Annotated in this window: 12 protein-coding genes and 2 tRNA genes; 3 read left to right on the forward strand and 11 right to left on the reverse strand. The window is 62.2% G+C overall.

Going from position 1 to position 13,256, the window contains the following annotated elements; all coding sequences use genetic code 11:
- Window positions 1-80: 80 nt before the first annotated feature.
- From EDF61_RS04865 to EDF61_RS04875, 3 genes are all read right to left on the reverse strand, one after another.
- The gene (locus EDF61_RS04865; protein ID WP_133833424.1) at window positions 81-1,355 is read right to left on the reverse strand and encodes an MFS transporter; all 1,275 of its coding nucleotides are present in this window, start codon (window positions 1,353-1,355) and stop codon (window positions 81-83) included.
- Window positions 1,352-2,521 (reverse strand): acetylornithine deacetylase, encoded by a 1,170-nt coding sequence (gene argE, locus EDF61_RS04870; protein WP_286172104.1) that lies wholly within the window; start codon window positions 2,519-2,521, stop codon window positions 1,352-1,354. The genes EDF61_RS04865 and argE overlap by 4 nt, the downstream gene beginning before the upstream one ends.
- Window positions 2,522-2,612: 91 nt before the next feature.
- Window positions 2,613-3,254, reverse strand: a complete 642-nt coding sequence (locus tag EDF61_RS04875) for a TetR/AcrR family transcriptional regulator (RefSeq protein WP_133833425.1) — start codon at window positions 3,252-3,254, stop codon at window positions 2,613-2,615.
- A gap of 94 nt (window positions 3,255-3,348) precedes the next feature.
- Here EDF61_RS04875 and EDF61_RS04880 point away from each other — a divergent pair, with 94 nt between their 5' ends.
- Together EDF61_RS04880 and EDF61_RS04885 are read left to right on the forward strand one after the other, a co-directional pair.
- On the forward strand, window positions 3,349-4,581 hold the full coding sequence (locus tag EDF61_RS04880) for a glycosyltransferase (protein ID WP_133833426.1): 1,233 nt from the start codon (window positions 3,349-3,351) through the stop codon (window positions 4,579-4,581).
- Between the two features lie 66 nt (window positions 4,582-4,647).
- Window positions 4,648-5,874: a methyltransferase gene (locus EDF61_RS04885; RefSeq protein ID WP_133833427.1), complete on the forward strand. Its 1,227-nt coding sequence runs from the start codon at window positions 4,648-4,650 to the stop codon at window positions 5,872-5,874.
- An 86-nt stretch (window positions 5,875-5,960) separates the two neighbouring features.
- On the opposite strand, the gene EDF61_RS04890 is transcribed toward EDF61_RS04885, so the two are convergent.
- The 8 genes from EDF61_RS04890 to EDF61_RS04925 all read right to left on the reverse strand — a co-directional run bounded on the left by EDF61_RS04890 (window position 5,961) and on the right by EDF61_RS04925 (window position 10,035).
- On the reverse strand, window positions 5,961-6,155 hold the full coding sequence (locus EDF61_RS04890) for a CsbD family protein (RefSeq protein WP_105657755.1): 195 nt from the start codon (window positions 6,153-6,155) through the stop codon (window positions 5,961-5,963).
- Between the two features lie 161 nt (window positions 6,156-6,316).
- The gene (locus tag EDF61_RS04895; RefSeq protein WP_133833428.1) at window positions 6,317-6,610 is read right to left on the reverse strand and encodes a transcriptional regulator; all 294 of its coding nucleotides are present in this window, start codon (window positions 6,608-6,610) and stop codon (window positions 6,317-6,319) included.
- Window positions 6,597-7,259: a hypothetical protein gene (locus EDF61_RS04900; RefSeq protein WP_133833429.1), complete on the reverse strand. Its 663-nt coding sequence runs from the start codon at window positions 7,257-7,259 to the stop codon at window positions 6,597-6,599. The genes EDF61_RS04895 and EDF61_RS04900 overlap by 14 nt, the downstream gene beginning before the upstream one ends.
- Before the next feature lie 257 nt (window positions 7,260-7,516).
- Complete coding sequence (locus tag EDF61_RS04905; RefSeq protein ID WP_105657752.1) at window positions 7,517-8,125, reverse strand: class I SAM-dependent methyltransferase; 609 nt, start codon at window positions 8,123-8,125, stop codon at window positions 7,517-7,519.
- Window positions 8,126-8,237: 112 nt separating this feature from the next.
- A tRNA-Val gene (locus tag EDF61_RS04910) sits at window positions 8,238-8,313 on the reverse strand.
- A gap of 662 nt (window positions 8,314-8,975) precedes the next feature.
- Window positions 8,976-9,051, reverse strand: a tRNA-Val gene (locus tag EDF61_RS04915).
- Between the two features lie 115 nt (window positions 9,052-9,166).
- Window positions 9,167-9,619, reverse strand: a complete 453-nt coding sequence (locus EDF61_RS04920) for a redoxin domain-containing protein (protein WP_133833430.1) — start codon at window positions 9,617-9,619, stop codon at window positions 9,167-9,169.
- Window positions 9,619-10,035, reverse strand: a complete 417-nt coding sequence (locus EDF61_RS04925; RefSeq protein WP_105657750.1) for a DUF3052 domain-containing protein — start codon at window positions 10,033-10,035, stop codon at window positions 9,619-9,621. Before EDF61_RS04925 ends, EDF61_RS04920 begins: the two co-directional genes overlap by 1 nt.
- 362 nt (window positions 10,036-10,397) lie before the next feature.
- Between EDF61_RS04925 and aceE the strand changes: the two genes are divergently transcribed.
- Window positions 10,398-13,142 (forward strand): pyruvate dehydrogenase (acetyl-transferring), homodimeric type, encoded by a 2,745-nt coding sequence (aceE, locus tag EDF61_RS04930; protein ID WP_105657749.1) that lies wholly within the window; start codon window positions 10,398-10,400, stop codon window positions 13,140-13,142.
- The last annotated feature ends 114 nt before the right edge of the window (window positions 13,143-13,256 follow it).

Consider the following 13,256-nt stretch of genomic DNA (forward strand, 5'->3'; position numbering starts at 1 on the left):
GGCGCACCCGCTGGAAAAAGCGATCGCCGCAAGCTCCACGAGGAAGCTTGCGGCGATCTTTGGCTGAATCCCAGGCTGGACTAGCGCTGGCCGTAGCGCTTTCGCACGACCACAAGGCCGATCAGCGAAATCACGGCGATTGCCATGTAGTACAGGCTCGGTGCATCCAGCGACCCGGTCAGGTCCAGCAACCAAGTCAGTACCAGCGGGGCAATTCCGCCCAAAAGGGTCACGCCCACGTTGTAGGCCACCGACAGGCCCGAACCACGGATGGCAGCCGGGAAGAGGTTGGAGAGCAACGCCGGCAGCGGACCGAAGTAGAAGGACATGATCACGCCGAGAACCGCGATCACGATCACCATCACGATCACGCTCGGGTTCGACGTCATCAGCTTGAACAGCGGATAGGCCAGCACGAACGCCGCGACCGCGGCGTAGGTCATCACCCGGGCCGGGCCAATGCGGTCGGCCAGATGGCCCACCAGCGGGACGCCGCACAACGTGATGATGCCCGCCGAGATGCCGCCCAGGAAGGCCGCGTCGGCAGGGATCTTCAGGTTCGTGACGGCGAAGGTCGGCATGTACAGGATCATGTACACCGAAATCGTGGCCACGCCAATGGTAGCCGCCGCGGCCAGCAGGCGGCCGTAGTGCTGGGTGAACAGCGTGCCCAGTGGCGATTTCTCCTTGGCGGCGGAAACGAACTCGTCGGTTTCATCCAGCTTGGCGCGGATGTACAGGCCTACCGGCCCGATCAGCAGGCCAACGAAGAACGGCACGCGCCAGCCCCAGCTCTCCAGGGCTTCCGGGCTCAGGCCGGTGGTCAGGAAGTAGCCGAAGGCAGAAGCCAGCAGCATGGATGCACCCTGGCTGGCGACCTGCCACGAAGAGTAGAACGCCTTCTTGTGCGGTGCGGTTTCGATCAGGAATGCAGTGGCCGTGCCGAACTCGCCACCGGCAGAGAAGCCCTGGATCATGCGCGAGAGCAGGATGATCAAGGCACCGGCTACGCCCGCCACCTCATAGGGCGGCGCCACGGCCATGATCAGCGTACCGAGCATCATCAGGCCCAGCGTGAGCGTCAGCGCGTTCTTGCGTCCCTTGCGGTCGGCGTAGCTGCCCAGCACCATGCCGCCCAGGGGGCGTATCAGGTAGGAAATCGCGAAGGTGGCGAAGGTGAGAATCAGCGCGAACGTGCCGTCCGATTCCGGATAGAACACCTTTGCAATGGTGGTCGCGAAGGTGGCATAGACAATGATGTCGAACCATTCCAGCGCCGCGCCAATGGAACTGGAAATGACCGCCTTGCGGGCTTTGACGATCTGCTCGGGTGTCGCCTTCACCTCTGCGCTCACGAGCTGACCTGCGCAATCAGCGAATCGATGAAGTTCTCGCACGCCACGATCTGCTCCAGCTCGATGTATTCGTCCGGAGCGTGGGCCTGGGCGATATCGCCAGGACCGCACACCACGGTGGGGATGCCGGCCGCGGCGAACAGCCCGGCCTCCGTGCCATAGGTGACCTTTTCATCGGTGGCAATGGCGCCGCAGGCGGCCGCGAAGGACACAATCCCTTCCTCCGCAGCGGTATCCAGTCCCGGAGCGCCCGCCTGCTGGGAGAACTCCACGGAGCAGCTCGGGTTCTGCTCGCGCATCTGGGCTTCCAGCTTGGCCGCTTCTTCGCGCAAGCGCGCGGTCAGCGCCTCGCGGTCCACCACCGCGAGCGAGCGGTACTCGAAGAACACCACCGCCTGCGAGGGAATGGTGTTCACCGCGATGCCGCCGTCGAACTTGTTCACGTTCATGGTGGTGGTCGGTTCGATGAATGCTTCATCGCGCGGGCCATGGTTGCGCAGCTCGGTCGAAACCTCCTCGACGAAATTCGCGAAGCGCAGCGCATAGGAAATTGCGTTGACCCCCTCGGAAGGCAGCGAGGAGTGCGCTGCGACGCCGTTGAATTCGGCGCGGAAAACGTTCATCGACTTGTGGCCGCGGATCGCCCGCATGCTCGATGGCTCCCCCACGAAGCATCCGCGAGGCGCCAGCTTCTCGTCAACAATTCTCTGCACCAGCGACACCGCGCCGACGCAGCCGACTTCTTCGTCATAGGACAGCGCCAGATGGATTGGTTCGGCAAGTTCTGCGCCGGTGAACTGGTCCAGCTTGGCCAGGATCACCCCGAGGAAGCCCTTCATGTCGCAGGTGCCGCGGCCATAGAGCTTGTCTGCGCGCACCTGGGCGTCGAATGGATCGCTGCTCCATTTCTGCCCGTCCACTGGCACCACGTCGGTGTGCCCGGAAAGCACAATGCCGCCGGTGCGGGTTCCATCGGCGGCGGGGATGGTGGCCAGCAGGTTGGCCTTGGTGCCCTCTTCGTTGTGGATCAGCTGGGAGCTGATGCCATAGGCGTCCAGCTTCTTCACGACATTCCCGATCAGCGCAAGGTTGCTGTCGCGGCTAGTGGTGTCCACGGCGATGAGCTCGTGGATTTCTTTCATGCTTGCTTCGCTGGGCGCGGGCATTTCAGCTCCTGGTTCTAGGCGATGATGCTATGGATTCATGTTTCCATATTGCTCCCGCACCACCTAGAAGATGTCAAAGAATGGCCACTGGCTAGTTGGGAATAACACCGGCACCACGCAGATAGTGCATGATCGCGTTCACGAAGGCCTCTTGCTGGTCCACGGGCCTTGCCGCTTGGCCCAGCGCGGCCGACAGGTGGGGGTAGCGGCCTGTTTCCAGCTGGGCGAACAGCGCCGCCGGGTCTTCGGGCCGCTGCTGGCTTTGCTCATTGAGCGCGAATGCTGCGGTGATGGCGTTGAGCATCGCCAGGCAATGCAGCTTGGCCCCTGCCTCCAGCCCGCTGCCTTCCAGGGCCGCTAATCCACGTTCCAGGTAGGCCAAGGCGTTCGGCCCCATGGACGCCTTGCCCATGGCCAGCGAGGGCACCCAGGGATGCCTGCGCATGATCTGCAGGCCCTGGGTGGCCAGGCCGAGCAGCTGCTGGGCAGCCGAACCGGCCAGCGATTCCAGTTCATATTCGGCGCTGATCTGCTCAACCATAAGGCCGGTGAGCTCCTCATGGGACTCAACGTAACGGTACAGGGAGGCGGCTCCTGCTCCGATCTTTGCAGCTACGGCTCTGATGGATACCGCTCCCATGCCTTCTTCATCGGCCAGCGCGATCGCCGCCTGGGCGATCTTGGCCCGGGAGTGCCGGGGCCTGGGCCCGGTGCGAGGCTGGTTGCCGGTCATCGCCCGTCCTTTCCCGCAGGGCGCGTCACGCGCCGTGCTCTGGCTGTATAGTTAACCGCGAACACTGTTCGCATTTAACTCTACAGGAGGAACTATGCGCTTGCTGATGATCGCACCGGGAACACGAGGCGATGTCGCGCCGATGGCCGGCCTCGGCCAGAAGCTGGCGCTCCATGGTTTCGATGTATCCATTGCGGCAAACCCGGCATACAAGGACCTTGCGGTTTCCGCAGGCTGCCGATTCCGGGAGCTCCCCGGCGACATGGGCGCCTTGGTCAAGCCGGCAGCTCCGGGCGCTAAGGCCAGCCCCAAGGATCTGCGCCGGTACCTCCGGGAGCTCCGGGACTATTTCGAACTGGCAGCTACCGGAACGATGGCCGCAGCCGAGCGAGGTGCCGATATCATCATGACCAATGCGGTAGCACCCTATGCCTACGACGTGGCCGAGGCCATGGGCATCCCCGCGATCGGCGCGCACCTGCAACCCATTGAACCCAGTGCAGCGTACTCGCCCATGGCTTTGGGTGCATCGCGCAGCTTCGGGCCTCTGGGCAACAAGCTGCTCGGCCAGCTCTTCGCCGCTTCCAAGGCGCCCTACGACCTCCCAGCAAAGCGGGTACGCGAATCCCTGGGATTGCCCGCGCGCAGCCGTATTGCCTCCGAACGCCTTCGCCGCCAGCACCGGAGCCCCATTCTCCACGGCTTCAGTTCAGTTATCGTTCCACGGTCCGCTGATTGGCATGAGGGGATCGTCAATTGCGGGTACTGGTGGCCGCCAGCCGATCCGGCATGGACACCGTCGCAGCGGCTGCTCGACTTCATCGACGAGGGGCCGGCTCCAATCTTCATTGGCTTCGGCAGCACGCAGGCGCTGGAACCGGACTTCATCACGGATGTTGCCCGGCGCACCGGAAGACGGACTATCGTGCAAGGGGAACCGGAAATCGACGAACCTGGCATCCTGGGCATCGGCGCGGTACCGCACCACTGGCTGTTTCCGCAGATGGCAGCCGTCGTGCACCATGCCGGGGCCGGCACCACGGCCGCTGGCCTGCGGGCAGGCGTCCCCGCAGTTCCGGTTCCGGTCTTCACCGACCAGCCGTTCTGGGCCCAGCGCATCCACCGGCTCGGCGCGGCTGCCGAGCCCATTGCCTACAAGCACTTGACTGCGCAGCGGCTCGCGTCCTCAATTACCGGAGTCCTGGCCAATGAGGACCTGGCCGATGGCGCCCGGCGAATTGCCCGGCAGCTGGCAGCCGAAACGGACAGCTCGATTCCAGTGATAAGGATCCTCGAACAGCTGGTCGCCAGGCACCGGCCCAGCTAGTCTGGCCGGGACCGGTAGAATTGGAACTCCAGCCCCTCGCAACAGAACAGCTCATGCGCGGTTGCCATGCGCTTGAGCAACGCTGATCGACAGGGCCATCCCATCGCTTCCCATTCCGCCACCGCCCCTGTGACCGTTTCCTGGGACCACGAAGGAACCAGCACCACAGCCATCTGGCTGTCCGCCAATTCCCGCCGGGCACCAGCACACATCGTGGTGGCCGATGACCGCTTGAGCGCGGATGCGGCCATGCGCCACGCGGCCCGCGGCACGGCCATGCTGTGGACCGGCGACTTCCACAACGCCAAGCAGCTGCTTGCCGCCATGGACCGGCGCATGGCGGCCGCCAACGCGGCCAAGGCCAGCAGCGCGAAGGCCAAGAAAAAGGTCCTGGATGATGCGCAGAAGTTCTACGCCATCCGGCAGGCCCGGGCCCAGCGTTCGCGGATGCTGTCGCTGATCCTGGTTCCCTTGGATTTCCAGGCCGAGGACGGCCTGGCCGTCCTGGACTTGCCCCGGGCGCCGATCGTCGGTCCGGCGGTGGCATTCGGCTACGAGCAGGCCGCGGACCTGGCAGGTCACCGGGCTGTGGCCAGCCTGCAGGAACTAGCTGGCATGCTCAGTGCCCACCAGTGGTTCCTGAAGGGTGTGGACGTTCCGGCCCTGGGAGCGAAAATCCACCCGGCCTACGGGACGTTCATGCCCACCCGCCAGGAATATGTGGATTTGGTGGCGGTGGCTCCGCTGGAGGACCTCTCGCTGGCTTTCGACATCGGCACCGGAACCGGAGTGCTCTCGGCCGTGCTGGCCCGCCGCGGAGTCAAGCAGGTCATCGGCACCGACATTCACCAGCGCGCGGTGGACTGCGCCAACGACAACTTCGCGCGCTTGGGCATTTCCGGTGCCGCCCGTGCGCAACTGACCAGCCTGTTCCCCGAAGGCCGGGCCCCGCTGGTCGTGTGCAATCCCCCGTGGCTTCCGGGCAGCGCGCCGAGCACCCTGGACGCGGCTATTTACGATCCCGAGAGCAAGATGCTGATGCAGTTCCTGCGCGGATTGCCCGGTCACCTGACCGAGAACGGCGAAGGATGGCTGATCATCTCGGATCTCGCCGAGCTGCTGGGCTTGCGTACCCGCGCGCTGCTGCTGGAGGCCATCGAGGCGGCAGGCCTTGAAGTCATCGACAAGATCGACACCGCGCCAAGGCACCACCGCGCACAGGATGCCCAGGACGTGCTGCATGCGGCCCGTTCGAAGGAAGTCACTTCATTGTGGAGGCTCAAGGCCAAGTAGCCCCGAGTGCGTTCCATGCAGAAACGGCAAAGGTGCCCGCGGAATTCGCGGGCACCTTTGCCGTTTAAGCTCCTGCGTGCCTGTTGCTACTTGTCCAGGCCGTCGCGTACGTCCTTGGCCGCATCCTTGACTGACTCGCCGGCCTGTTTGGCTTTCGCAGCGGCTTGGTCCTTAACGCCTTCAGCCTGCAGGCGTTCATTGCCGGTCGCATCGCCTACGGATTTCTTGGCCTTGCCCGAAACTTCTTGCGCCTTATTCTGGATCTTATCGCCTAGGCCCATTGGAAAATCTCCTTCTGCAGTTGATTCGATAGCGTACCTTCTCCAGCCTAATGGGCCGCGCAGATGATTCACCTGTCCCGGGCCTCTGCATTAGCTGGCAGATTTTCCCGGTTCCTCCCCGGCTGCGCAATTGCGTGTATCCTTGCACGTTCGTCCGGCGATCACACCGCATCCAGCAGTGCGCGAAGCTGTTCCTTGTACTCTTCGAAGGCGGTTCGCCCAGCGCGGGTCAAGGCAATGTAGGTCACTGGGCAGCGCCCCTCCAGGATCTTGTCCACCTTCACGTAGTCACCGTCTTCCAGCTTGCGCAAATGCGTTGCCAGATTACCCGAGGTCATCGACAGCAGGCCCTGCAGCTTGGGAAACGAGATGCTGTCCCCGGCCCGCAAGGTGTCCAGGACCGTGACGGTCCTCAGCCGTGCCTGGGCGTGGATCAGCGGGTCAAGCTCCTGCATGCCCACCCCGGATCAAGGCTCCTGAGACCAGTTCCGGCTTGCTGCCGTGCAGCAGGCCCAGCACGATGAATCCCAGCCCGCCAACTGCACCGGCCAAGAGGTTATGCGGTGCCGGCGCGGCCAGTGAGAGCAGGGCAATAGCCAGGATCCAGGACCCGAAGACCAGCTGGGCCCGGTCGTTGAAGAGCACCGAGCCGGCAACCACGAGCACGCCGATCACCAGGCACAGGCCGGTGAGGGCAAAAGTCGCCATGCCCATTGAGCTCAGCCCGTCGGCATGCAGCCGCCAACCGAGCAAGGCGGTGATGATCATGCCCAGACTGAAAGTGTTGCCGTAGATCGCCCCTTGCGCCATCGACGGACCTTTGGTCCCCGAACCGCGCTTGGCCGAATGCACGCCGGAAGTCACGATCGCGATGAGGAATGAGGCAACTGCGGTGCCGATGCCAACCGCCGGCGGCAGCAGCGGCGAGCCCTGCGGCGCGAGTGCCAAGTAGAGCCCGAGGAAGGCAATGATCCAGGCACCGCCCCAGATGGAGAACAGCAGTTGCTGGTTCGGGCTCATGCCCTCGCGGGCTTGCTGTGCATCCGATTCGATTCCACGCAGAATGCGAGCCGGGTCGATGTCATTGCTGTTCGTGTTGTCCATGGCGCACTGCCTCCTTCGGCGATCACCGCCTCCGAGCCGCAAAGCAGTACGTGATGAAAACCACTTTGCATTACAAAGTTCAAGATAGCGCTAACGACGGCTTACCGCAAGAGGCGCATTCTGGCAGCTGCGCCTAATCGCACCCCGCCGTTTTCGACCCACGGCAGAAGCCGCAGGCCAGAGGCCTTTCAAGAGCAATTGCACGTCGCATGGAAGCGAAGTGGATTTTTCCTGCAGCGCTCGGTTTGCGCTTGGCGCTATTTGCGCCCGAGCACGGCCACCAGGAAATCGGCGGCAGGCAAATGGAAGTTCCAGGTCGAATAGCGTTGCTGCAGTGCCAGCCCCGCCTCCAAAGCGTCGGCCTCGAAGTCATCGAACCCGTAGCCGCGTCCCGAGCCGAAGCCGATGATCATGCGCCCGTCTGCCGCCAGATGCCCGCGCAGTTGCTGCAGCGCCGGGCGGCGTTCGGACTCGGAGAGGAAGGTGACGACATTGCCGGCAGAAACTATCAGGTCGAATTCCTGGTTCTCCCCCGCTGCGTCAGCGATGGTGAAGTCAGCCAGATTGCCGACCTGCCATTGGGCTTTGGGGTAATCTGCCCGGGCAACATCGATTAAATGCGGGTCGAGGTCCACGCCAACCACTTGGTGCCCTTGCTCGGAAAGCCAGCCGCCGATCCGCCCGGTCCCGCATCCGGCATCCAGAATTCTGCTGCCCCGGGCAACCATCGCGTCAACGGCGCGAGCTTCCCCGAAAATATCCTGGCCTTCGGCGGCAAGCGTGCGCCAGCGCTGGGCAAAATTCTGCGAGTGGTCCGGGTTCTTGCGAACGGTGGCGAGCCAAAGGTTTTCTTCTGGTGCAGTCATGCATCCAGTTTCGCACTTTCGCTGGCATTCGGCGATTGGCTGGCGCCGGCCGGGAATACGAAGAAGACCGCTTCAATCACTCTTTTCAGAGTGATTGAAGCGGTCTTCGTTTTGGTGGGCCCTACCGGGATCGAACCGATGACATTCACGGTGTAAACGTGACGCTCTACCAGCTGAGCTAAAGGCCCTCCTGCAGTGTGTGAAATCGGGAAGTTTCTTTCCTTCAGTCCTTCGCTGCAACAAGTAATAATCTAATGCATCCCGAACTGACTTGGCAAATTGAAATGGAGGTTTTCATAAAAGAGTGCCGAGCGTCACCACATCGCCTGATCTTGGAACATACTCTCCACTGGCGTTGCCGGCAAGTTCGAGGCTGTTCGCATGCACGGGTAATCCGCAATCGCCAGCATCGCCCCCACACCTGCTTATTCCACGCTGCACCACTGGGACCAGCGCCACCGAGGCGCGAGCTCAGTCCAGCGCGGAAGAACACGAGGCGCCTGGATCTGCGGACTTGCCCCGCAGGTGGAAGCGAAGCAGCTCGATGAGCGATAGCACGTACCAGGAAGCGGTGATCGAAGACGACGCCACCACCCTCCACGGGGCATTGGAAAACAGCGATGCCAGATCGCTGTACCGGGTTCGCAGATTCGAAGCACCTTCCGGTGCCGCGCAAGGGCCACCGGCTCAGCCACGCTGGCTTCGGACGACAATGCCAGGAGTCCAGCGTCATCGAGGATCAAATATTCCATGAAGCCGGCACTATGGGCACCGCAGGACTTGCCCGAGTGGAAAAATCGCCTCAAGGAGACAAAAAATCCCCGATCCGAATGGATCGAGGATTCTTATTTGGTGGGCCCTACCGGGATCGAACCGATGACATTCACGGTGTAAACGTGACGCTCTACCAGCTGAGCTAAAGGCCCTTACCATGTTCGCTTTTGCAAGCCAACGAGGAATAACTCTACACAGGTTTCTGCGTCCGGGCAAATCGGTGAGCCGACTTTTTTCGTGAACTGGAGCACAGCCCATATCGGCACGCTAAACGGCGCGTTCCACTGCCGCCTTGTAATCATCAATGCTTCTTGGCTGCGTCATCTCGCTGCGGAAAACATCGCGCACTTCACCGTCAACCAGGTACAGCGTCAATCTGGCCGCGACCCCACGCTCAGGGTCAAAGGCGTCGGCCTGTTGCGCCACCGCCCCATGAGGCCAAAAATCGGCCAGCAGCTCGAAGTCCAAGCCAAGCGACTGCGCATAGTTGCGCAGGGTGAATTTATGGTCCACCGAAATGGCCACGATGCGCACCTGGTGCTGCGTGAAGAATTCGTAGTGCTCTTGGAGTGTTGCCAGTTCCGACCCGCATACCCGCGAAAATGCCCAGGGATAAAAGACAACCAGCACCCGGCCGCTAGACAGCCCGGTACTGGTTATCGTTTCGCCGTACTGATTTTCCAGCGAGAAGTCGAACAGGCGTGAACCTGTTTGAATCATTAGTTCTTCTTACGCGGGGCGAGGCGGATTGCGGACCAATCCTCCGAAACGCCTTCACTAGTAGTTACATGCAGGCCAGCGGTTGGCGCCTCCTGCTGGATAAGTGCTGGGGATACATGTCCCTCGCGGCCCTGCTTAGGAGTAAGCAGCCAAACGATGCCACTCTCGTCCAAGCAGTTCAGCGCGTCCATCAATGCATCAACTAGATCTCCATCGCCGTCGCGCCACCAGAAAATGACTGCGTCGACAACGTCATGGTCCTCTTCGGTGAGCAGCTCTGAACCAATCAGGTCCTCGATCGATTCGCGCAGATCGTAGTCCACGTCATCGTCGTAACCCAGTTCCTGAATAAGGTCTTCATTAGCGAAGCCCAATTTTTTGGCGGGCTCCAAGTTTGCCGATACGGCGTCGCTCACTTCATTCCTCCTGCTGGTGCAAAGCGTTACTACCAACGAAACACGGTTTTGCCGCTCCGTTCAAGCGCTACAGCGATAACACGCCGAACAAATATAACCCACATTCCAGTGACCCGCATCATATTGACATGGCCATCGGGAAGTTAGCTCCCGTACCTAGTTGCGCAAGTCACTTCAAATATCTGATTTAAACCGGTTTTTGCTGGAAAACGCGCCACAAAACTGGATCGTTTAACACTAGAGTTGCATATGAACCGGCAGTGCACATCATTCCAGTGCTACTGCACCCGTTGTCCCAATACCGATGCACCGCAGCGCAAAACTGCACAGCGTCGGAGCCGCAATTCAATCAAGGAGCTTCCGTGGCTGTAGAGGAACACATCTCCCAGATCCGTAGCGGGTTGACTTACCAGCTGTCCGATCGGGATCCTGAGGAAACTCAGGAATGGATGGACTCGTTTGACTCCCTCGTAGAGACCCAGGGCACCGAGCGTGCCCAGTTCATTATCCGCTCGCTGCTGCAGCGTGCAGGTGCCAAGTCCGTGGGCGTGCCGCACGTGACCACCACCGACTACGTGAACACCATTCCTGTGGACCAGGAACCAGAATTCCCGGGCGACGAGGCCATCGAGCGCCGCTACCGCGCCTTCATGCGCTGGAATGCCGCCATCATGGTGCACCGCGCCCAGAACCCTCATATCGGCGTTGGCGGGCACATCTCCACCTATGCCGGTGCAGCGACCCTGTATGAAGTAGGTTTCAACCACTTCTTCCGCGGCAAGAACCACCCAGGCGGCGGCGACCAGGTCTTCTTCCAGGGCCACGCCTCGCCAGGCATGTACGCCCGCGCGTTCCTCGAAGGCCGCCTGTCCGAAGAGGACATGGACGGCTTCCGCCAGGAAAAGTCGAAGGAAGGCCACGCGCTTCCTTCCTACCCTCACCCGCGTTCCCTGCCAGACTTCTGGGAATTCCCAACCGTCTCGATGGGCATCGGCCCAGCTAACGCCATCTACCAGGCGCAGCTGAACCGCTACCTGCAGAACCGCGGCATCAAGGACACCTCGGACCAGCAGGTCTGGGCCTTCCTGGGCGACGGCGAAATGGACGAGCCGGAGTCGCGCGGCTTCCTGCAGCTGGCCGCCAACGAAAAGCTGGACAACCTGAACTTCGTCATCAACTGCAACCTGCAGCGCCTTGACGGCCCGGTTCGCGGCAATGGCAAGATCATGCAGGAACTGGAAGCCTTCTTCCGCGGTGCCGGCTGGAATGTCATCAAGGTTGCTTGGGGCCGCGAGTGGGATGCCCTGCTCGAAGCAGACAAGACCAACGCGCTGGTTGACATCATGAACCAGACCCCGGATGGCGACTACCAGACCTACAAGGCCGAGTCCGGCGCATTCGTTCGCGAGCACTTCTTCGGCCAGCGTCCGGAAACCAAGGAATTGGTTGCCGACATGAGCGACGACGAGATCTGGAACCTGAAGCGTGGCGGCCACGATTACCACAAGGTCTACGCCGCCTACAAGGCTGCTGCGGAGTTCAAGGGCAAGCCGACCGTCATCTTGGCCAAGACCGTCAAGGGCTACGGCCTGGGTTCGCACTTCGAGGCTCGCAACGCGACCCACCAGATGAAGAAGCTGACCATGGAGGACTTGAAGAAGTTCCGTGATCACCTGCGCATCCCCATCACCGACGAGCAGCTCGAAGCGGACCTCTACACTCCTCCGTACTACCGCCCAACCGAGGATTCGGCTGAGTACAAGTACATGATGGAGCGCCGCGAGGCCCTGGGCGGTTCGGTGCCTACCCGCCGCCAGGAAGCTTCGAAGAAGCTGGCCCTGCCAGGCGAGAAGACCTACGCGATCGCCAAGCGCGGTTCGGGCAAGCAGCAGGCGGCCACCACCATGGCCTTCGTGCGCCTGCTCAAGGACCTGATGCGCGACAAGGAATTCGGCCACCGCATCGTGCCGATCGTGCCAGATGAGTCCCGTACCTTCGGCATGGACTCGTTCTTCCCGACTGCGAAGATCTACAACCCTGGCGGCCAGAACTACCTGTCCGTGGACCGCGACTTGGTCCTGGCCTACAAGGAATCCCCTCAGGGCCAGCTGATCCACCCGGGCATCAACGAGGCCGGCGCCGTCGCAGCCTTCACCGCTGCCGGCACCAGCTACTCGACCCACGATGAACCGCTGATCCCGATCTACGTGTTCTACTCGATGTTCGGCTTCCAGCGCACCGGCGACCAGTTCTGGGCAGCCGGGGACCAGATGACCCGTGGTTTCATCATCGGCGCTACCGCCGGCCGCACCACCCTGACCGGTGAAGGCCTGCAGCACGCAGATGGCCACTCGCCAATCCTGGCCTCGACCAACCCTGCTGTGATCACCTACGATCCGGCCTACGGCTACGAAATCGGCCACATCATGCGCTCCGGCCTGGAACGCATGTACGGCGGAACCCACGCCGATCCGAACGTGATGTACTACCTGACCGTGTACAACGAGCCGATCAGCCAGCCAGCTGAGCCGGAGAACGTTGACATCGAAGGCATCATCAAGGGCATCCACCTGCTCAAGGAAGCTACCACCGACGGCCCGCGCGCACAGCTGCTGGCCTCGGGCGTGGCCGTGCCATGGGCGCTGGAAGCCCAGGCCATCCTGGCCGAGGAGTGGGGCGTTTCGGCTGATGTCTGGTCGGTCACCTCGTGGAACGAACTGGCCCGCGACGGCCAGCGCGCCGACGCCGACGTGCTCGTGGATCCATCGAAGCCGCGCCGCACCCCGTACGTGACCTCGAAGCTGGAGTCCACCCCGGGCCCAGTCATCGCGACCACCGACTACATGCGCGCCGTGCCCGAGCAGCTGCGCCCGTACGTGCCAGGTGAATTCCACACCCTGGGCGCGGACGGGTTCGGCTTCTCGGACACCCGTGCCGCGGCCCGCCGCTTCTTCAAGATCGATGCGCACTCGCTGGTCGTGCAGACCTTGCAGTCGCTGGTTGAGCGTGGCGAAATCCCTGCGGACACCGCAGTGAAGGCGCACGCCAAGTACGACCTGAACAACGCCAACGCCGGCCAGTCCGGCAACGCTGGCGGCGACGCCTAGGCCCCAGGGTCCAGGTGCCCGGAGCTTGCTCCGGCGCCGCATTGAGCAGCTGCCCGATGACGAGGTTTTCCTCGTTGCCGGGCAGCTGGCTCATTTAATCTCACCTTTACCTGC

Origin of the sequence: Arthrobacter sp. JUb115, assembly GCF_004365035.1 — a bacterium.
GTDB lineage: Bacteria > Actinomycetota > Actinomycetes > Actinomycetales > Micrococcaceae > Glutamicibacter.